The following is a 16,643-nucleotide window of genomic DNA, read 5'->3' as shown; positions in this document are numbered from 1 at the left end:
CAACCAGTATCAAGCCGGCGGCTGCACCTTGCGGCCGCCGGTTTTTTCTTGGGGCCGCACCGGCTTCGCGTCCCGCGCGCGGCGGAATTCCGCGCGCAAGGTCGCCGCGATATCGTCCGTCCGCTCACTGTCGAGCAGCGCCTGGGTCAGCGCGATCTTCGCGTCGCAGGTGAGGGCGTCGCCGCGCTTTCCGTCCAGCCGGTCGATCAACGCCTGCTGGTCGATGCGCAGCGCGGTCGAGGCCCTGCGGACGAGCACGCCGCCGCCGATCACCCGGCCCTCGGCCAATTCCTCCGCTGTCGCGGACGGGCTGGAGACGATGTCATAGGTCTGCGCGCTGGCGCGTCGACGGATCCGCTCGGGCACTGCTGCATCGTCCATCGCGGTCCTGTCGGACGCACACAGGGCCGGGCTGGCCTTCCGTAGCGCCCCGAGTCGGTCCATCCGGATGCGCAGCCATTCGACAAGCGGACCGGTCTGCGCCTCGGGCAGCCTCTGGCGCAGCTCCGCCGTAACGAGCGTCGCGATCTGCACATTGGCCTGATCGCGCGTGATCTCGTTGTTGCGATATCGGACCATCACGGCGCGGATGGCGGCGTAGAGTTCGGGATTGCCCTGCCGGACCTGGGAGAAGCCGGTGACGTTGGCCTCCATTCCCATCATGTCTGTATCAGCCGTTCCCAACCCTCCATTCACGACGACAGGCACGCCGTTCGAGCGGCTGGAGTGTTTGGACGGCGGCACCGAAACCGCGAATGCCCAGAAAAAGGCCAGGATCAGCAGGATGCGCGCGATCCAGCGCGGTGGCCCGCCGAAACCGCGATCCGGCGCGCCGACCAGAGGCACCAGCGCGATGGCGGCCAGTGCCACCGGGTAGAAGGGGACGACCGGCTGCCACAGGCCACGCAGCCACCAGATGCCGGCCGCCGTGCCGATCCCGGCGGCGACGCTGCCGAGGATGATCCATTCGCGGTGCCGCCAGAAAAGATTCTCCAGCACGATCCGCACGGCGGGCCAAGCCGCGATCCGGAGATAGACCAGCAACGCCGCCATCGTACCGATCGCGAAGGCCTCGGCGGGCGCGAGCTGGTCGAACATCATCAGGCTGAAGAATGCGGCTATGGCAAAGGTCGCTGTACCGCCGCCGATCCGCAACGGGCCGGGCTCGGTGCGCTGGGCCGCGACATAGGTCCAGCCCGCCACGATCATGGCTGGGAGTGGGATCAGCGCCGGCCACCAGGGACGCGGCAGCGCCGAGGCGACGGCACCGAGCAGCACATAGGCGGCGAGCCAGCCCTCGCGTTGCCAGCGCGGGTGGTCGTCCGCCGTGCGCCAACGTTTGCGCCACGGCGCCAGGGTGAACAGGATGGCGGCCGGGGTCGCGAAGCCGATCGCCGCGACGCCGCCGATCAGCCAGGCTTCGCTCACCACGCCGGTTCCGGCCACGACATAGCTGAACCACAAGGTCGCAAGGAACGCGATCGGCATCATCGCGAGGATGCCGAGGGTCAGGCGCGGTTTGGCGAGGAAGGTTCGCCAGCGTTCGACCGACTCGCTCTTGAACGAATAATGCAGGCCCGGCGAAACCTCGCCATGCTCGCCGAGCAGCGTTTCCACCCCGTCGATCATGCCGGGCCGGAACGCGTCGAGCCGCCACGACCACCAGGCCCCGGGCGCCCGCGTCAGTGATCGCCAGGCGGCGTGATAGGCATGGCTGTGATGGTTGAGCCCCTCGATGATCCGCCATTCGTCGAGCCGGCCGAGTACGGTCGAGATCGACCAGCTCGTGCCGCGCAGATGATGGTCGTCGCTGCCCCAGCCGAACGCCTGGATCGATTGCATCAGCACGGCGTCGCTGTGCGGGATGGTCGAGGCGAGCAGGTCGGCGAGCCAGGGCTCGACATCGTCGCGGATGCGGATCTCGCCCATGGCAGGCGAGGCGAGGATCGTCTTCAGCCGCTCGTCGAGCACCGCGTCGCCGGGACGCCAGGGGCCGCGCAGCCCGGCCTCGAGATCGGCCATCGCGGCGCGCAGGGCAGCCAGCTCTTCCTCACGCTCGGCGAGCATCGCGTCGAGCTCGGGTGTCGCGGCGACAGGGGCCGGTGCATGGGGGTCCGCCGGCCGGGCCGGCGCGCTCCAGTCGAGGGGTGCTGGCTCGGCGGAGTCGCTGTCGATCTCTTCGTCCGAATCCTCTTCATCATCGGCCCAGCGCACGGCATAGTCATGCTGCTCCAGCGCTGCCTCATAGGCTTCGCGAAGCTGCTTGAAGCCCTCGGGATCGTCCTCCGGATGGGTGACGCGCAGCTTCTTCGCATAAGCGCGGCGGATGGAGTCGCGGTCGCTGCCCCGGGGGACTTCCAGGACGTCCCAGACAGTTTTCATGGCCAAACGCTTTTCACAGGAAACGCTCGCCCTCGATCCGATCCAGCGCCTCATGGAATTCCTGCCGGGCATGCTCCACGGCGCGCGGATCCTGCCCGTCGAGCACGAGCTGGAATTGCGTGATCAGATAGTCGATCGCCGAGCGTTCCTCGCCGAGGAAATTCTCGAAGCATTTCTCGCCGCGCGCCAGTGCCGCCCGGTTGAACTCGTCTTCGCGCGGATGAGTCTTGAGGGCGGCGAGCGCGGCGCGCCGCTCGGCGATCGCCTTCTCGTCGCCGCTCGGATCGTCATTGATCAGCAATTGCGTGCGCAGTCCTGATTTCTCGACCAGGATGTCGACCTCCAGCAGTCCGCTGACGTCGTAGGAGAAGCGCACATCGATCCGCTCCCCGGCGGGGCCGCGGGGTACCTTCACCCTGGTCTCGCCGATCTTGACGTTGTCGCGGACCAGCCGGCCTTCGCCCTGATAGATGCCGAACACCACATCGGTCTGGTTCGCCTGCAGCGTCGAGAAGCTGTGGATCCGGCTCGCCGGGATGACGGTGTTGCGCTCAAGGATCGGCGCGAACAGGCCGTGCTCATAGCCGCCGCCCGGAAGCTGGCGGCTGACCTCGACGCCGAGCGAATAGGGGCAGACGTCGGTGACGACGACTTCCTTCAGCGCCGAATCGCGTGCCTTCAGTCCGGCCTGGACCGCGGCGCCGAGCGCCACCGCCTCGTCGGGATTGACCGTCGCATTGGGGAAGCGGCCGAACATGCGCGCGACGGCGCGGCGCACCACCGGCATGCGCGTCGCGCCGCCGATCAGGATGATGTCGGACAGCGCCTCGGGCCGGAGGTTGCTGTCGCGCAGCGCGCGCAGCACCGGCTCGCGCAGCCGATCGATCAGCGCGGCCGCCTGAGTCTCGAACTCGGCTGTCTCGACCTCCAGCTCATAGGGAATGTCCTGCCAGACCAGCCGCATCGTCGCGGAGGAGGCCGACGACATGTCGCGGCGCGCGCGCTCGGCCGTTTCGCGCAATTTCTGGTAGAGCGCGTCGTCGCGTTCGAAGCGCTGCCAGCTTTCCGCGAACTTCGCCCGCATCAGGCCGATCAGTATCTCGTTGAAATCCTCGCCGCCGAGCTGGTTGTCGCCGGTCGAGGCGCGGACCTCGATGATGCCTTCGAAGATCTCGACGATCGACACGTCGAAGGTGCCGCCGCCCAGGTCGAACACGAAGAAGCGCGCCTCGCGGTCGAGATTATGAATGCCGTAGGCAAGCGCGGCCGCGGTCGGTTCGTTGATCAGCCGCTCGACGCGCAGCCCCGCGATTTCGCCCGCACGGTGAGTCGCCTTGCGCTGCTGGTCGTTGAAATAAGCGGGCACGGTGATCACCGCCTCGGTGACCGGCTCGCCCAGATACGCCTCGGCATCCTCCTTCAGGCTGCGCAGCACCAGCGCGGAGAGTTCCTCGGCGCTATAGTCGCGCTCGCCCAGCCGGGTGGTGCGCTTGGTGCCCATATAGCGCTTGAAGGCGGTGGCGGTGGCTTTGGGGTGGCTCGCCTGGCGGTCGCGCGCGGCAAGGCCGACCATCACATTGCCCTTGTCGTCGATGCTGACCGCCGAGGGCGTCAGCGTCTGGCCAAGGCGATTGGGAATCAGCGTCGCCGCGCCGTCCTTCCACACCGCCGCGGCACTGTTGGTCGTGCCGAGATCGATTCCGATGATCATCTTGCCTGTAGTCCCCGCCCGTATTTCAACCGCATAACCGCACGGCTCGCGGCGGTGAAGCACCGGATTGTCCGAACGTCCTGTTTCAGTTCATTTTCGGTTCACGGCGCGAACGCGCATCAAGGCGCGGCATGCGGATGGAGGGGATGGGGATGCGTCGATTGATGGTGGCTGGCGCGCTGGCGCTATTGATGTTGCCGGTAGCGGCGCAGGCGATGACGGTGGACGAGTTCCTGGCCAAGGCGGCGGCGCTCAAGGCCAAGGGCATGGCGGCGGCGCTGTCACCCGATCTCGGTCTGCTGCGCGGCGAGATCAAGACCGCCGCCGACGCCTATCGCACCGATATCGACGCGGACAAGGTTGCGGGCAGGAAGCCGAGAAGCTGCCCGCCGCCCAAGGGCCAGGCGAAGATCGATTCGAATACCTTGATCGGATCGTTCCAGACGATTCCCGAGGGCAAGCGCGGGATGAGCGTGAAGACCGCTTTCTACAGCTTCATGGACAAGCGCTATCCCTGTGGCTGATTGTTTGCAGCTTCGCCGACTTTGCCGACGCAAAGCCCCTGATCACTCCATCAGGCCCATCACCAGCAAGAGGATTACGAAGGTGGTGAGCGCCATGAAAGCGAACCAGGTCAGCGCGATCGTGCGCCACAGGGCCGATCGCTTGCGCAGCGAATAGGCGCCGCGCAACTGAGCGAACATGTGCACCGGCGGAATGACGAAGACCGCGAGGGTGATCCACCCGGCCGAGACGCCGATCATGCCTGCCAGCGTCAGCGCCACGACGAACAGCATCATGAAGGCGAGCGAATAGGTCACGAAGATCGCATGGTCGTAGAGCTGGAAGCGGCGGCGCCACAGGAACATCAGTGCCACGAACGGCACCGAGATCGGGATCAGCGCCCAGGAGAATTTATACGCGCTCGACTGCAGCTTGTAGAGCGCAAGCCCGGGATTGGCGTTCGCCTTGGCGATGCCCTTGTCGAGCGCGTGCCAGCCGGTCTTCACATCGGTCAGTTGAGAACGGACGTTCACGCCCTTCCCGCTGGCAAGCGAGGTGCGCGCCGCGTTCAGCGAGCTTGCCACCGCTTCGGCGGCGATCAGCTCGCCATCGGGGATATTCTGGTCGCGCTTTGCGTGGTTCGCTCTCGCTTCCTTCAGATTCGCGTTGGCCTCGACGAGCTGCTTGTCGATCTCCGCGATGCGTTCGGGGCGGCTCTGGTTGCTGGTCTCGACCGATTCGAGCTCGCCGTCGAACGTATGGATCGTCGCGAACAGCAGGAAGACCGAGAACAGGAACAGCGCGAGCGGCGAGACGAAGCGCGCGCGTTCGCCCGCGATGTAGCGCCGGGTCAGCGCCCCCGGGTGAGTCACCAGCATCGGCAGGGTGCGCCAGATCTTGCCCTCGAAATGGAACACGCCGTGGAGCAGATCATGTCCGATCGACGAGAGCGAGCGATGGACATGCCCGGCCTGGCCGCAGGCGTGGCAGAAATCGCCGATCAGCGCGGTGCCGCAATTGAGGCACATGCCATGTTCGGCATCGTGCGCATGGCCGGCATGGGCATGGCCCTCGCCGGCATGCGGCTCGACCGCGCGCCCGATCAGGGCCCCTGTGGCGATGTCGCCGGCTGCTTCGATTCCCCCACTCATGCAGCGGCGAATATCATCTTGGCGCCGCAAAAGGCGATAGCACTTTCGCGTCTCTTGCCGGTCGTGGTAGCGACTCCGTCATGGCCGATGCCGAAACCGATTCCACGGCGCTGATCGCCGCTATGGGCCGCCGGGCCCGCGCCGCCGCCCGGGTGCTGGGCGGCCTGTCCAGCGCGGTGAAGGCGCGCGCACTCGATTCGGCCGCCGAGGCGATTCGCGAGGCCGCTCCGGCGATCGCCGCCGCCAATGACGAGGATATGGCGCGCGCCAGGGCCGCCGGCCTGTCGAGCGCGATGCTCGACAGGCTGAGGCTCGATGCCGGGCGGATCGAGTCGACGGCGGCGGGCGTCGCCGCGGTCGCCGGGCTGCGTGATCCGGTCGGCCAGATCATCGACGAGAGCCGCCGGCCCAACGGCATGATCCTGCGCCGGGTGCGCGTGCCGATCGGGGTGATCGGCATCATCTATGAGAGCCGGCCCAATGTGACGGCGGATGCGGCGGCGCTCTGCATCAAGTCGGGCAATGCGGTGATCCTGCGTGGCGGGTCCGAGGCGATCGACAGCAACCGGGCGATCCATGCGGCCCTGGTGGCGGGGCTCGAGCGCGAGGGCGTGCCGGGCGATGCGGCGCAGCTGGTGCCCACCACCGATCGCGCGGCGGTCGGCGCGATGCTCGGCGCCGAGGGCATGATCGACCTCGTCGTGCCGCGCGGCGGCAAAAGCCTGGTCGCGCGCGTCCAGGCCGAGGCGCGCGTGCCGGTGCTCGCGCATCTCGACGGGATCAATCACGTCTATGTCGACGCCTCGGCCGATCGGTCGATGGCGGAGGCGATCACGGTCAACGCCAAGATGCGCCGCACCGGCGTGTGCGGGGCGATGGAGACCTTGCTGATCGACCGCGCCTATCCGCACACCGCCGCGTTGGTGAAGGTGCTGGGCGACACCGGCTGCGAGGTGCGCGGCGATGCGGCGGTCCGCGCCTTGGTGCCCACCGCCAAGCTGGCCGATGCGGCCGATTGGGATACCGAATATCTCGAGGCGATCGCCTCGGTCGCGATCGTCGACGGGGTCGATGGCGCGATGGCGCACATCGCTGCGCACGGATCGCATCATACCGACGCGGTAGTGGCCGAGAATGAAGGTGTGGCGGAACGCTTCCTCGCCGGTGTCGACAGCGCGATCGTGCTGTGGAACGCCTCCACCCAGTTCGCCGATGGCGGCGAGTTCGGCCTGGGCGCCGAGATCGGCATCGCCACCGGCCGGCTGCACGCGCGCGGGCCGGTCGCGCTTGAGGGGCTGACGACGTACAAGTGGATCGTGCGCGGGACGGGGCAGACGCGGCCTTAAGAGGCGCTTCCTCCTTCCTTCGCCGAGGCCCCAAGGTTATTCCAACAAACCCATTGTCGCGCTCCGGCCCGATACGCATATCCGCGTCGCCGACGGGAGTGGCATCGACGAAGGGACCTCAGCATGCGTTACAATCCGCTCGGCCGCACCGGCCTGTTCGTGTCCGAACTGTGCCTGGGGACCATGACCTTCGGCGGCGAGGGTTTCTTCGCCTATATGGGCCAGGTGAAGCAGGACGAGGCCGACGCGCTGCTCAAGGCCTCGGTCGATGCCGGCGTGAACTTCATCGACACCGCGAACGTCTATTCGCAAGGGTTGTCGGAGCAGATCACCGGCCAGGCGATCAAGAATCTAGGACTGAAACGCGAGGACGTCATCCTCGCCACCAAGGTGATGGGGCCGATGGGCGAGGGGCTCAACAGCCGCGGCGCGTCGCGCGGTCATATCATGGACCAGGTCAAGGCAAGTCTGACCCGGCTCGGCACAGACCATATCGATCTCTACCAGATCCACGGTTTCGACCCCGCGACGCCGATCGAGGAGACAGTGCGGGCGCTCGACGATCTCGTGCGGCAGGGCCATGTCCGCTATATCGGCGTGTCGAACTGGGCGGCGTGGCAGATCACCAAGGCGCTCGGCATCTCGGAGCGGCTGAACGCGGCCAAGTTCCAGAGCGTACAATCCTATTACACCATCGTCGGCCGCGATCTCGAGCGCGAGGTTGTACCGATGCTTCAGTCGGAAGGGCTCGGCCTGATGGTGTGGAGCCCGCTCGCCGCCGGTTATCTGTCGGGCAAGTATCGCGACGGCGACAGCGAAGGCCGCCGGGCCACGCGCGCCTTCCCGCCGGTCGACGAGGTGCGGGGCGAGAAGGTGCTCGACGCGCTCGAACCGATCGCCAAGGCGCACGGCGTGTCGGTCGCGCAGATCGCGATCGCCTGGCTGCTCCACCAGCCGCACGTCACCAGCGTGATCGTCGGGGCGAAGCGGCAGGACCAGCTCGACGACAATCTCGCCGCGACCAAAGTGGTGCTGAGCGCCGACGAATTGGCGACGCTCGATGCGGTCTCGAAGCTGCCGGCGGAATATCCCGGCTGGATGACCGCACTGCAGGGCACCTATCGCGACAACGTCCTGAAACAGCCGCCGCGCGGGGGTTGAGGGATCACGTAAAAGTTGATTGTGTGTAATCGAATGTATACATTCGATACATGAGCAAAACCGCCGTCATTACCGCGCGCCTCGACGAAGAGACGCTTCAGTCCCTGGACGCACTGGCAGAGAGCCAGGAGCGGACACGTGCATGGCTCGTCGCCAAGGCGGTCAAACGCTATGTCAAGGAAGAGACCGAGTTCCGCGCCTTCGTCAAACAGGGTGAGGATTCGATCGATCGCGGCGATTATTTCACCCAGGAGCAGATGGAAGATTGGGTCGAATCGCTCGGCAGGAATGCTGACGCTGCATGAAGCAGCTTCGATGGTCGCGTGATGCGCGATCGGACATGTCAGCGATCGACGCCTATTACCGACCCCGGAGCGCTCCGTTCGCGCAACGCGTCCTTGCTCAGGCGGTTGCCGCTGGGCGGATGCTTCAACAGCATCCGCAGGCAGGTCAGATGGTTGATGACGATGGCCTGCGGAAATGGCGCGTGGCCCGCACGCCGTATATCCTGCTGTACCGCGATACCGGGACCATCCTTCGTATCGTCCGCGTCATGCACGCCGCACAGGATTGGCAGAGCGAGTTGCCATGACCCGAATCGGCATCCTCGGCGGTTCGTTCAACCCAGCGCATGGCGGCCACCGCGCGATCAGCCTGGCTGCGATCCGCGTGTTGGGGCTCGACGAAGTGTGGTGGCTGGTTTCGCCCGGCAACCCGCTCAAGGAGAAGGCGGGCGACATGGCGCCCTTTGCGATCCGCTTCGCCTCGGCGCGGCGGATGGCGCGGCATGCACCGATCCGGCCGAGCGCGATCGAGCTGGACCTGCGCACCCGCTACACCATCGACACGGTCCGCGCGCTCAAGCGGCGCTACCCCAACAAGCGCTTCATCTGGCTGATGGGATCGGACAATCTCGCCCAGTTCGACCGGTGGAAGGACTGGCGCGGCATAGCGCGCGAGGTTCCGATTGCGGTGGTCGCCCGTCCGGGCTATGATGGCGCTGCCCACGCGGCCCCCGCGATGGGTTGGTTGCGGCGCTTCACGCGGCCCGTGGACCAGGCAAAGAGCTGGACGAAGTGGAGAATGCCGGCACTCGTGCTGTTGCGATTCCGCCCCGACCCGACTTCAGCGACCCGGCTTCGTTTGGCCGATCCCGCCTGGCAGCGCCGTTTCGCGCGACCAGTGCTCCTCACACCCTCAACATAGGAATCGTCTTGGCCTCATCTTCCCCTGCGTATCGTGCGTCCGAACCCGATGAGGTGGAGGCGCTGCACAAGCTCGTCCTGGCGTCGCTCGACGACGATCAGGCCGTCGATACCATCTCGATCCCGCTGGCGGGCAAGAGCAGCATCGCCGATCACATGGTGATCGCGAGCGGCCGTTCGACGCGGCAGGTCGCCTCGATGGCATCCAAGCTCGCCGAAAAGATCAAGGGCGAGCTCGGTCGGTCCACCCGGATCGAAGGCCTGCCGACCGCCGATTGGGTGCTGATCGATGCGGGCGACGTGATCGTCCATCTGTTCCGCCCGGAAGTGCGCAGCTTCTACAATCTCGAGCGGATGTGGGCGTTCGGCGATGTGCCGCCGCCCACCCCGGACTCGGCTCCAGTGGCGCCGACGCCCAACGCGTAACCCGCGTTGCTGCTCCATATCGTCGCGCGCGGCCGGATCGGGCGCGGGCCCGAGGCCGAGCTGGTCGATCGCTATGTGAAGCGGCTCGCCTGGCCGGTGAAGCTGACCGAATTGCCCGATACCGGCGGCAAGATGCCTGGGGTAGAGCCCGGTACGCGTCTCGTCATGCTCGACGAGACCGGCGAGGTGCTGCCCTCGCGCGTCTTTGCCGATCGGCTCGAGAAATGGCGCGATGGGGGCGTGCGCGAGGCGCGCTTTTTGATCGGCGCGGCCGACGGGTTCGACGATGCGCAGCGCGCAAGCGCCGATCTGCTCCTGTCCTTCGGCCGCGCGACCTGGCCGCATCTGCTCGCCCGCGCGATGCTCGCCGAGCAATTGTGGCGCGCAACGAGCATCCTTGCCAACCATCCCTATCACCGCGAAGGGTAGGTCATGCGCCCCGCCTGGACAGCATCGATCGCCATGGCGGCCATTCTGGCCGGCATCGGCGTCGCATCCCCCTCCTCTCAGACCGCTGCCCAGACGCCCGCTGCCGAGCAGCAGCAGCGCCTGATCGAGGCCAAGCGGCAATCCGCCGCCGCCGCCGCACGGTCCGCCCGGCTCGAACAGGAAGCGGCGCGCGAACAGAACGAGGCGCGCCAGGCACGCGCGCAGGAGGCGGCGGTCGCCGCGCGCATCCAGCAGGCCGAGGCGGATATCGCCGCTGGCCAGGCGCGGATCGCGATCATCAACCGCCTGCTCGTGGCGCAACGCGCGCGGCTCGCGACGCGGCAGGGGCCGGTCGCGCGGCTGATGGCGGCGCTCCAGTCGCTTGCCCGGCGCCCGGCCTTGATCAGCATCGTCCAGCCTGGCTCGGTCGCCGACATCGTCCATGTCCGGGCGGTGCTGGCGAGCACCCTGCCGGTCGTCCGCGCGCGCACCGCCGATGTCCGCGCCGATCTCGCCCGTACGCGCCAGCTCCAGGCGGGCGCCTCGCTCGCGACTCAGCGCCTGGCCGAAAGCCGGACAAGGCTGGAGGAGCAGCGCCTCGCGCTGACCCGGCTGGAGGCGGAACACCGGCTGCGCTCGCGCGCGCTGGGGCGCGACGCGCTGTTCGAATCGGACCGGGCGATCGCGCTCGGCGAACGCGCCCGCGACATCGTCGATCTGATGGACCAGCTCGGCAACCAGGCCGCGACTCGCGAGGAACTTCAATCGCTGCCCGGTCCGCTGCCGCGCCCGCCGCGCCCCGGCGAGGTCGCCTCGCCGGTCGAAACCATATCCTGGTCGGCCAGCGCGCCACCCTACAAGCTTCCCGTTGTGGGACGGGTGGTGACCGGGCTGGGCGAGCTTTCCGATGCCGGGGTGCGCTCGCGCGGGCTGACCATCGCCAGCGCGGCCGAGGCGACGGTGATCGCGCCGGCGGCCGGGCGGATCGCCTATGCCGGACCGTTCCGCGGATACGGCACGATCGTGATCATCGATCACGGCGGCGGCTGGACCTCGCTGATCGCCGGGCTCGGCCGGGTTTCCACCCGGGTCGGCGAGACGGTGGCGCAGGGATCGCCGATCGGCCGCGCTGGCGCTGGCGACGATCCCCGCATCACCATCGAGCTGCGCCGCCGCGACCGGCCGGTCGACATGACGCCGCTGCTGGGGTGACGCCCATGACGCTCACCGTGCATTCAGGCGCGCCGCGCTTTGATCGCGCGCCAAATGCCGCTACGATGCCCGCAAACCGGTTTCCTGGGTAAAAAGCTTATGTCACGTGCACTTCTTCAGGCCACTGCGATCGCTGCGGTCCTTGCGATCATCCCCATCGGCACCAGTGCGATGGCCACGGTCGACAGCAATACCTATCGCGAGATCGACCAGTTCATGGACGTCTTCAACCGGGTGAAGGTCGATTATGTCGACAAGGTCGACGACAAGACGCTGATCAAGGGCGCCATTTCCGGCATGCTCGCCGCGCTCGATCCGCACAGCGCCTATGAGACCGGGCTCGATTACGACAATCTGCGCATCCAGACGCTCGGCAGCTATGGTGGCCTCGGCCTGACCGTCACGATGGAAGACGGCGCGGTCAAGGTGATCTCGCCGCAGGAGGATACGCCGGGCTGGCGCGCGGGCGTCAAATCGGGCGATTACATCACCCATATCAATGGCAAGCTGATCTATGGCGAGACGCTCGACGAGGCGATCACCGAGATGCGCGGGCCTCCCGGCAGCAAGATCCAGCTGACCCTGATCCGCCCTGGCCGCGACAAGCCGATCGAGGTGTCGATGGTGCGCGAGAAGATCGTGCAGAAGCCGGTGAAATGGGAAGTGAAGAACGGCATCGGCGTCATCAACATCAACAGCTTCTCGGAGAATACCGGCGAGGCGACCAAGGCCGCGATCCTGGGTATCGAGAAGTCGCTCGGTCATGCGCCGCTGGGTTATATCGTCGACTTGCGCGACAATGGCGGCGGCCTGCGCGACGAGGCGGTGAACGTCGCGGACAATTTCCTCAATTACGGCGAAATCGTCTCCGAACGCGGCCGCGAGAAGAACGACATCCAGCGCTTCTATGCGCATAATGGCGATTATGCCCGCGGCCTGCCGGTGATCGTGCTGACCAATGCCGGCACCGCTTCGGCCTCGGAGATCGTCGCCGGCGCGCTGCAGGACCATCACCGCGCGCTTGTCATGGGCGAGCGTTCGTTCGGCAAGGGATCGGTGCAGACCGTGCTCGACCTGGGCAATTCGACCGCGCTGCGCCTGACCACCTCGCGCTACTACACGCCGTCGGGCCGCTCGGTGCAGGAAGGCGGAATCGAGCCCGACATCAAGGTGCCGCAGATCTCCGATGCCGACTACAAGTCGCGGCCTGTGTTCCGCGAGGCCGATCTGCGCCGCCACCTGATCAACGAGGTGAAAGCCGACAATTCGGTGCTCGAGGAAGACACCAAGACCGATCCGCGCTTCGCCGCGACGCCGGAGCAGCTCAAGGCCAAGGGTATCGAGGATTTCCAGCTCGACTATGCGCTGAAGACGATCGGCCGGCTCGGCACGACGCCCGCGCCTCAGGTGGCGGCGGTCGCGAAGAAGTGAACCGTTTCCCCAATCGTCAAGGCGACGGAGTGTCTGAATGACCCAGGACCGCTTCACCACTGCACGCTGGGTCGCGCTGTTGTTGCCCGCCGTGCTGATGGCCGGCGCGCTGGGGTCGCAATATATCGGCGGGCTGTTCCCGTGCGAGATGTGCCACTGGCAGCGCTGGCCGCATTACACCGCGATCGTGCTCGCCGCCGCCGCCTTCGTGGTACCCGGCGCCGCGAGCAAGCGCGCGCTGGTCGCGCTCGCGGCGATCGCGATTCTGGTCAGCGGCGGGATCGGGGTGTTCCATGCCGGCGTCGAATATCATTGGTGGCAGGGCATCACTGCCTGCAGCACCACGATGCACGGCACCGGCGGATCGGTCGAGGACATGCTCAAGCGGATCATGGATGCGCCGGTCGTGCGCTGCGACGTGGCGCAATGGTCGCTGTTCGGCGTCTCGCTCGCCGGCTTCAACGCGATCATTTCGCTTGTTGGCGGTCTGTCGGTCCTGTGGCTGCTGCGCCGCCGCACGATATCGGCCTTCGCCAGATGAGCGGCTGGCGGCCCGGCGACGCGAAACGCGCGACTCACTCGATGATCCGGGTCGATCAGGCGGGCGAATATGGCGCGACGCGAATCTATGCGGGGCAACTCGCGGTGATGGGCGATCGCACCCCTGCCGCGCGCAAGATCGCCGGCATGGCCGGTCAGGAGGAGCGCCACCGCGCCTTTTTCGATGCGATGACGGCGCGGCGCGGCGTGCGGCCGACTCTGCTCCAGCCCTTCTGGGACGTGGCCGGTTTCGCGCTGGGCGCGGTGACGGCGGCAATCGGGCCGGAAGCGGCGATGGCGTGCACCGCCGCGGTCGAGACCGAGATCGACAAGCATTATTCGGAACAGCTCGCCGCGCTTGGCGAGAGCGACCCGGAACTATCCGGGGCGATCGCGGATTTTCAGGCTGAAGAGGTCGAGCATCGCGATACCGCGCTCGCCTCCGGTGCGGAGCGTGCCTTTGGCTATCCCCTGCTGAGCGGACTGATCCGTCTCGGCTGCAAGGCGGCGATCGCGACCGCCAAGCGGATCTAGAAACGGGAGAGTATGATGATTGTCAGGATCATGGCGTCCGCCCTGGCGCTGACTGTGGCCGCCCCGGCCGCCGCTCAGGTCGCCGGACCGGCGCTGCCCGGGCCCCGCGTCGTGGTGCCGCAAGGCCCTGCCGAGGTATCGCGCAGTGCGCCGGTCAACGGCGTCATCACCCTGTTCGGCAACGAACGCTGCCCGACCAATGCCGATGGCGCCGAGGTGGTGGTGTGCGTGCGCGGCAACCCCAGCGAGCAGTACCGCATCCCCAAGGACGTGCGCGAGCTGCAGATCACGCCCGAGAATCAGAGCTGGGCAGTGAAGGCGCAAGGCCTGGTCAACGACCCGACCGTCGCGGGGGGCGTGGGCAGCTGCTCCACAGTCGGGGCGGGCGGGCAGAGCGGTTGCTTCCTCCAGCAGGCGCAACAGGCCAAGCGCGAGAACCAGCAGAAAAAAGCCGATCAGAAGCAGCTCGAGGATTCCCTCCCCTGATGCTTTGACCTTATGTTGCCGCTTCGGTTAGGGAATTCTCCTTTCCGCCGAGGGGCAGGGCAATGGCGACGGTGACGGCCGGAACGGCGCGGGCAAAATCGCTCGCCGCCGACGGATATGAGAAATTCCTGGCCGTTGCTGCGATCGCCCTGCTGGCGACGGTGCTGGTCGCACTGGCCCGAGGCTATCCGCATTGGGGCATGGTTCCGCCGCTGGTCTGGGCGCATCTCGCCACGATCCTGCCCGCGCTTGCGCTGACCCCGGTGATGTTGCTGCGCCCGCGCGGCGATTCGCTCCACCGGCTGCTCGGCAAAATCTGGGTTACGGCGATGTTGCTGACCGCCATCGTCTCCTTCGGGGTGCGCGAGAGCCGGCATGGCGGCCTCAGCCTCATCCACATCATCTCGGCCTATGTGATCCTGGTCGCGCCGCTGATCTGGTGGTCCGCGCGCAACCACAAGATCGTGCGCCACCGCAGGCTGGTGCGCGGCATGGTGACGGGCGCGCTGCTCGTCGCCGGCTTCTTCACCTTCCCCTTCGGACGCATGCTCGGCGCCTGGCTATTCGGCTGACATCATGACCCTGACCTCTCCCACACCGGTCCGCGGGCCGCACAAGCTCGCGCTCGGGCTGTTCATCCTGGTGTGGCTCTCGATCAGCTGGTTCGGCTCGTCGCCCTATAATGCCAACAACTCGACCCGGATGTTCGCCGCGATCTCGCTGGTCGAACAGCACGACGCGACGATCGACGAGTTCCGCGACCTGACGATCGACAAGGCGGCATTCGGCAAGCACACCTATCTCGACAAGGCGCCGGGCATGACGATCATGGCGATGCCCGCCGTGTGGCTCGGCGACGTGCTGACCGGCACGACCGCGACGCCGATGCCCAAGGAGATCGGGAACAAGGATTTCTGGGATTATATGCGGCTGCGGCTGCGCCTCGCGGTGGCGATGGCGGTCGCGCTGCTCACCGCCTTTGCCACCGTGCTGCTGCTCGATCTCGCGACCGGCATCACCGGCAGCGCGCGCGCCGGGTTCGTCACCGCGCTTGCCTATGCCCTGGCGACGCCGGTGTGGGGCTGGTCGACCACCCTGTTCGGCCATGCGCCGGTCGGCGCGCTGCTGCTGATCGCGACCTGGGCGGTCTGGCGCGGCACCTCGGGCGAGCGCGAGATCAGGCGGTGGCGCTATCCGGTCATGGCGGGGCTGGCGCTCGGCTGGGCGCTGGTCGTCGAGTTTCCGGCGGTCATCCCCGCCTTTCCGATCGGTGTCTGGGTGCTCTGGCGGACGCGCGCCGTCGCCTGGCCGGTCAGGGCGCGGCTGTTCGGCATCGCGGTGGCGGCCGGCCTCGTCGCGCTGCTGCCGCTGCTGGCCTATAACACGATCGCCTTCGGCACGCCGTTCAAGGTGGGCTATCAGGGCGTGGTCGGCTTCAACGGCATGCAACAGGGGTTTTTCGGCCTTACCTATCCCAAGGCCGAGGTGCTGTGGCAGATCCTCTTCGGCACCGAGCGCGGGCTGATCTGGTTGGCGCCGGTGCTGGTGCTCGCGCCGATCGGGCTGGCCCGGTTGATCCGCACGCCCGAGACGCGCGACCTGGGGTGGCTCTGCACCACGATCGTGGCCGCGGTGCTGCTGTACAATGCCGCCTATGTCTATTGGGACGGCGGTCACTCCACCGGACCGCGCCATTCGGTGCCGATGATCGGCTTCCTCTGCCTCGGGATCGCACCGCTCTGGCAGGGCTGGGGTTCGACCGGCAAGGGCTGGATCGCCGGGCTGATCGCCTCGGGCATCTTCATCAACTTCGCCGTCGCCGCCTGTGAGATCGCCGCGCCCCACGGCTATCGCTTCCCGCTGGTCGCCCCGGTCATGACCGATCTCTTCAATGGCCAGGTCAACAATATCGCCGGCGAATATTGGGGCTGGCGGCCCGCGCTCGGACTGATCCCCTGGCTCGTTATCGCGGTGCCGCTACTGGCATGGCTGATCCGGCAGGCGAGCTTGTCGGCCGCCGAGCACAGGGATATCAAGGCGGCTCTCGCGTGACTGGCGAATCGTGGAGCACCACGGGGAAGCGCGGGACCTGAAAGCGCCGCTCGCCTGGGCAGACCTCTGGACC

The 16,643-nt window shown here is 67.1% G+C and carries 18 protein-coding genes and 1 riboswitch; of the genes, 15 read left to right on the top strand and 3 right to left on the bottom strand.

The window, feature by feature from the left end; translation table 11 throughout:
* Positions 1-9 precede the first annotated feature (9 nt).
* Positions 10-2,382: a J domain-containing protein gene (locus AC1RT8_RS13680; RefSeq protein ID WP_493076211.1), complete on the bottom strand. Its 2,373-nt coding sequence runs from the start codon at positions 2,380-2,382 to the stop codon at positions 10-12.
* Positions 2,383-2,395: 13 nt separating this feature from the next.
* Complete coding sequence (locus AC1RT8_RS13675) at positions 2,396-4,093, bottom strand: Hsp70 family protein (RefSeq protein WP_493076210.1); 1,698 nt, start codon at positions 4,091-4,093, stop codon at positions 2,396-2,398.
* A 152-nt stretch (positions 4,094-4,245) separates the two neighbouring features.
* Between AC1RT8_RS13675 and AC1RT8_RS13670 the strand changes: the two genes are divergently transcribed.
* Positions 4,246-4,617, top strand: coding sequence for a hypothetical protein (locus AC1RT8_RS13670; protein ID WP_493076209.1), 372 nt, complete (start codon positions 4,246-4,248; stop codon positions 4,615-4,617).
* A 42-nt stretch (positions 4,618-4,659) separates the two neighbouring features.
* Here AC1RT8_RS13670 and AC1RT8_RS13665 read toward each other — a convergent pair whose 3' ends face one another.
* The gene (locus tag AC1RT8_RS13665) at positions 4,660-5,748 is read right to left on the bottom strand and encodes a DUF3667 domain-containing protein (protein ID WP_493076208.1); all 1,089 of its coding nucleotides are present in this window, start codon (positions 5,746-5,748) and stop codon (positions 4,660-4,662) included.
* Positions 5,749-5,828: 80 nt separating this feature from the next.
* On the opposite strand from AC1RT8_RS13665, the gene AC1RT8_RS13660 reads away from it, so the two are divergent.
* The 14 genes from AC1RT8_RS13660 (at position 5,829) to AC1RT8_RS13595 (ending at position 16,570) form a co-directional block, all read left to right on the top strand.
* A complete protein-coding gene (locus AC1RT8_RS13660) occupies positions 5,829-7,094 on the top strand; it encodes a glutamate-5-semialdehyde dehydrogenase (protein WP_493076207.1) in 1,266 nt (421 codons plus the stop codon).
* A gap of 123 nt (positions 7,095-7,217) precedes the next feature.
* The gene (locus AC1RT8_RS13655) at positions 7,218-8,255 is read left to right on the top strand and encodes an aldo/keto reductase (protein ID WP_493076206.1); all 1,038 of its coding nucleotides are present in this window, start codon (positions 7,218-7,220) and stop codon (positions 8,253-8,255) included.
* A 50-nt stretch (positions 8,256-8,305) separates the two neighbouring features.
* The gene (locus tag AC1RT8_RS13650; protein WP_493076205.1) at positions 8,306-8,560 is read left to right on the top strand and encodes a CopG family ribbon-helix-helix protein; all 255 of its coding nucleotides are present in this window, start codon (positions 8,306-8,308) and stop codon (positions 8,558-8,560) included.
* Positions 8,557-8,847 (top strand): type II toxin-antitoxin system RelE/ParE family toxin, encoded by a 291-nt coding sequence (locus AC1RT8_RS13645; RefSeq protein ID WP_493076204.1) that lies wholly within the window; start codon positions 8,557-8,559, stop codon positions 8,845-8,847. The genes AC1RT8_RS13650 and AC1RT8_RS13645 overlap by 4 nt, the downstream gene beginning before the upstream one ends.
* The gene (locus AC1RT8_RS13640; RefSeq protein WP_493076203.1) at positions 8,844-9,461 is read left to right on the top strand and encodes a nicotinate-nucleotide adenylyltransferase; all 618 of its coding nucleotides are present in this window, start codon (positions 8,844-8,846) and stop codon (positions 9,459-9,461) included. Before AC1RT8_RS13645 ends, AC1RT8_RS13640 begins: the two co-directional genes overlap by 4 nt.
* Positions 9,462-9,469: 8 nt before the next feature.
* Positions 9,470-9,886: a ribosome silencing factor gene (gene rsfS / locus AC1RT8_RS13635; RefSeq protein WP_493076202.1), complete on the top strand. Its 417-nt coding sequence runs from the start codon at positions 9,470-9,472 to the stop codon at positions 9,884-9,886.
* Positions 9,887-9,892: 6 nt separating this feature from the next.
* Positions 9,893-10,315 (top strand): 23S rRNA (pseudouridine(1915)-N(3))-methyltransferase RlmH, encoded by a 423-nt coding sequence (locus AC1RT8_RS13630; protein WP_493076201.1) that lies wholly within the window; start codon positions 9,893-9,895, stop codon positions 10,313-10,315.
* 3 nt (positions 10,316-10,318) lie between these two features.
* A complete protein-coding gene (locus AC1RT8_RS13625) occupies positions 10,319-11,527 on the top strand; it encodes a murein hydrolase activator EnvC family protein (protein ID WP_493076200.1) in 1,209 nt (402 codons plus the stop codon).
* Positions 11,528-11,626: 99 nt separating this feature from the next.
* Positions 11,627-12,958 carry a S41 family peptidase gene (locus tag AC1RT8_RS13620; RefSeq protein ID WP_493076199.1) on the top strand — a complete coding sequence of 444 codons (1,332 nt, stop codon included), beginning with the start codon at positions 11,627-11,629 and terminating at the stop codon, positions 12,956-12,958.
* A 37-nt stretch (positions 12,959-12,995) separates the two neighbouring features.
* Positions 12,996-13,499 carry a disulfide bond formation protein B gene (locus tag AC1RT8_RS13615; protein WP_493076198.1) on the top strand — a complete coding sequence of 168 codons (504 nt, stop codon included), beginning with the start codon at positions 12,996-12,998 and terminating at the stop codon, positions 13,497-13,499.
* Positions 13,496-14,032 (top strand): demethoxyubiquinone hydroxylase family protein, encoded by a 537-nt coding sequence (locus AC1RT8_RS13610; protein ID WP_493076197.1) that lies wholly within the window; start codon positions 13,496-13,498, stop codon positions 14,030-14,032. Before AC1RT8_RS13615 ends, AC1RT8_RS13610 begins: the two co-directional genes overlap by 4 nt.
* A 15-nt stretch (positions 14,033-14,047) precedes the next feature.
* Positions 14,048-14,518 (top strand): hypothetical protein, encoded by a 471-nt coding sequence (locus AC1RT8_RS13605; RefSeq protein WP_493076196.1) that lies wholly within the window; start codon positions 14,048-14,050, stop codon positions 14,516-14,518.
* 62 nt (positions 14,519-14,580) lie between these two features.
* Positions 14,581-15,090, top strand: coding sequence for a DUF2306 domain-containing protein (locus tag AC1RT8_RS13600; RefSeq protein ID WP_493076195.1), 510 nt, complete (start codon positions 14,581-14,583; stop codon positions 15,088-15,090).
* Between the two features lie 4 nt (positions 15,091-15,094).
* Positions 15,095-16,570 carry a glycosyltransferase family protein gene (locus tag AC1RT8_RS13595; RefSeq protein ID WP_493076194.1) on the top strand — a complete coding sequence of 492 codons (1,476 nt, stop codon included), beginning with the start codon at positions 15,095-15,097 and terminating at the stop codon, positions 16,568-16,570.
* Positions 16,557-16,637, top strand: a riboswitch (ZMP/ZTP riboswitch). Its footprint overlaps the gene before it by 14 nt.
* The last annotated feature ends 6 nt before the right edge of the window (positions 16,638-16,643 follow it).

Source organism: Sphingomonas sp. GW821-FHT10F11, assembly GCF_058809095.1.
This window is presented reverse-complemented; position numbering and strand designations above follow the sequence as displayed.

What these genes read in the sequence shown, in the direction of transcription:
- AC1RT8_RS13625 (WP_493076200.1), top strand. Translation starts at nt 10,319, where the DNA reads ATGCGCCCCGCCTGGACAGCATCGATCGCCATGGCGGCCATTCTGGCC.
- AC1RT8_RS13680 (WP_493076211.1), bottom strand. Translation starts at nt 2,382, where the DNA reads ATGAAAACTGTCTGGGACGTCCTGGAAGTCCCCCGGGGCAGCGACCGC.
- AC1RT8_RS13655 (WP_493076206.1), top strand. Translation starts at nt 7,218, where the DNA reads ATGCGTTACAATCCGCTCGGCCGCACCGGCCTGTTCGTGTCCGAACTG.
- AC1RT8_RS13665 (WP_493076208.1), bottom strand. Translation starts at nt 5,748, where the DNA reads ATGAGTGGGGGAATCGAAGCAGCCGGCGACATCGCCACAGGGGCCCTG.
- AC1RT8_RS13595 (WP_493076194.1), top strand. Translation starts at nt 15,095, where the DNA reads ATGACCCTGACCTCTCCCACACCGGTCCGCGGGCCGCACAAGCTCGCG.
- AC1RT8_RS13600 (WP_493076195.1), top strand. Translation starts at nt 14,581, where the DNA reads ATGGCGACGGTGACGGCCGGAACGGCGCGGGCAAAATCGCTCGCCGCC.
- AC1RT8_RS13610 (WP_493076197.1), top strand. Translation starts at nt 13,496, where the DNA reads ATGAGCGGCTGGCGGCCCGGCGACGCGAAACGCGCGACTCACTCGATG.
- AC1RT8_RS13675 (WP_493076210.1), bottom strand. Translation starts at nt 4,093, where the DNA reads ATGATCATCGGAATCGATCTCGGCACGACCAACAGTGCCGCGGCGGTG.
- AC1RT8_RS13660 (WP_493076207.1), top strand. Translation starts at nt 5,829, where the DNA reads ATGGCCGATGCCGAAACCGATTCCACGGCGCTGATCGCCGCTATGGGC.
- AC1RT8_RS13615 (WP_493076198.1), top strand. Translation starts at nt 12,996, where the DNA reads ATGACCCAGGACCGCTTCACCACTGCACGCTGGGTCGCGCTGTTGTTG.
- AC1RT8_RS13650 (WP_493076205.1), top strand. Translation starts at nt 8,306, where the DNA reads ATGAGCAAAACCGCCGTCATTACCGCGCGCCTCGACGAAGAGACGCTT.
- AC1RT8_RS13640 (WP_493076203.1), top strand. Translation starts at nt 8,844, where the DNA reads ATGACCCGAATCGGCATCCTCGGCGGTTCGTTCAACCCAGCGCATGGC.
- AC1RT8_RS13620 (WP_493076199.1), top strand. Translation starts at nt 11,627, where the DNA reads ATGTCACGTGCACTTCTTCAGGCCACTGCGATCGCTGCGGTCCTTGCG.
- AC1RT8_RS13645 (WP_493076204.1), top strand. Translation starts at nt 8,557, where the DNA reads ATGAAGCAGCTTCGATGGTCGCGTGATGCGCGATCGGACATGTCAGCG.
- AC1RT8_RS13605 (WP_493076196.1), top strand. Translation starts at nt 14,048, where the DNA reads ATGATTGTCAGGATCATGGCGTCCGCCCTGGCGCTGACTGTGGCCGCC.
- AC1RT8_RS13670 (WP_493076209.1), top strand. Translation starts at nt 4,246, where the DNA reads ATGCGTCGATTGATGGTGGCTGGCGCGCTGGCGCTATTGATGTTGCCG.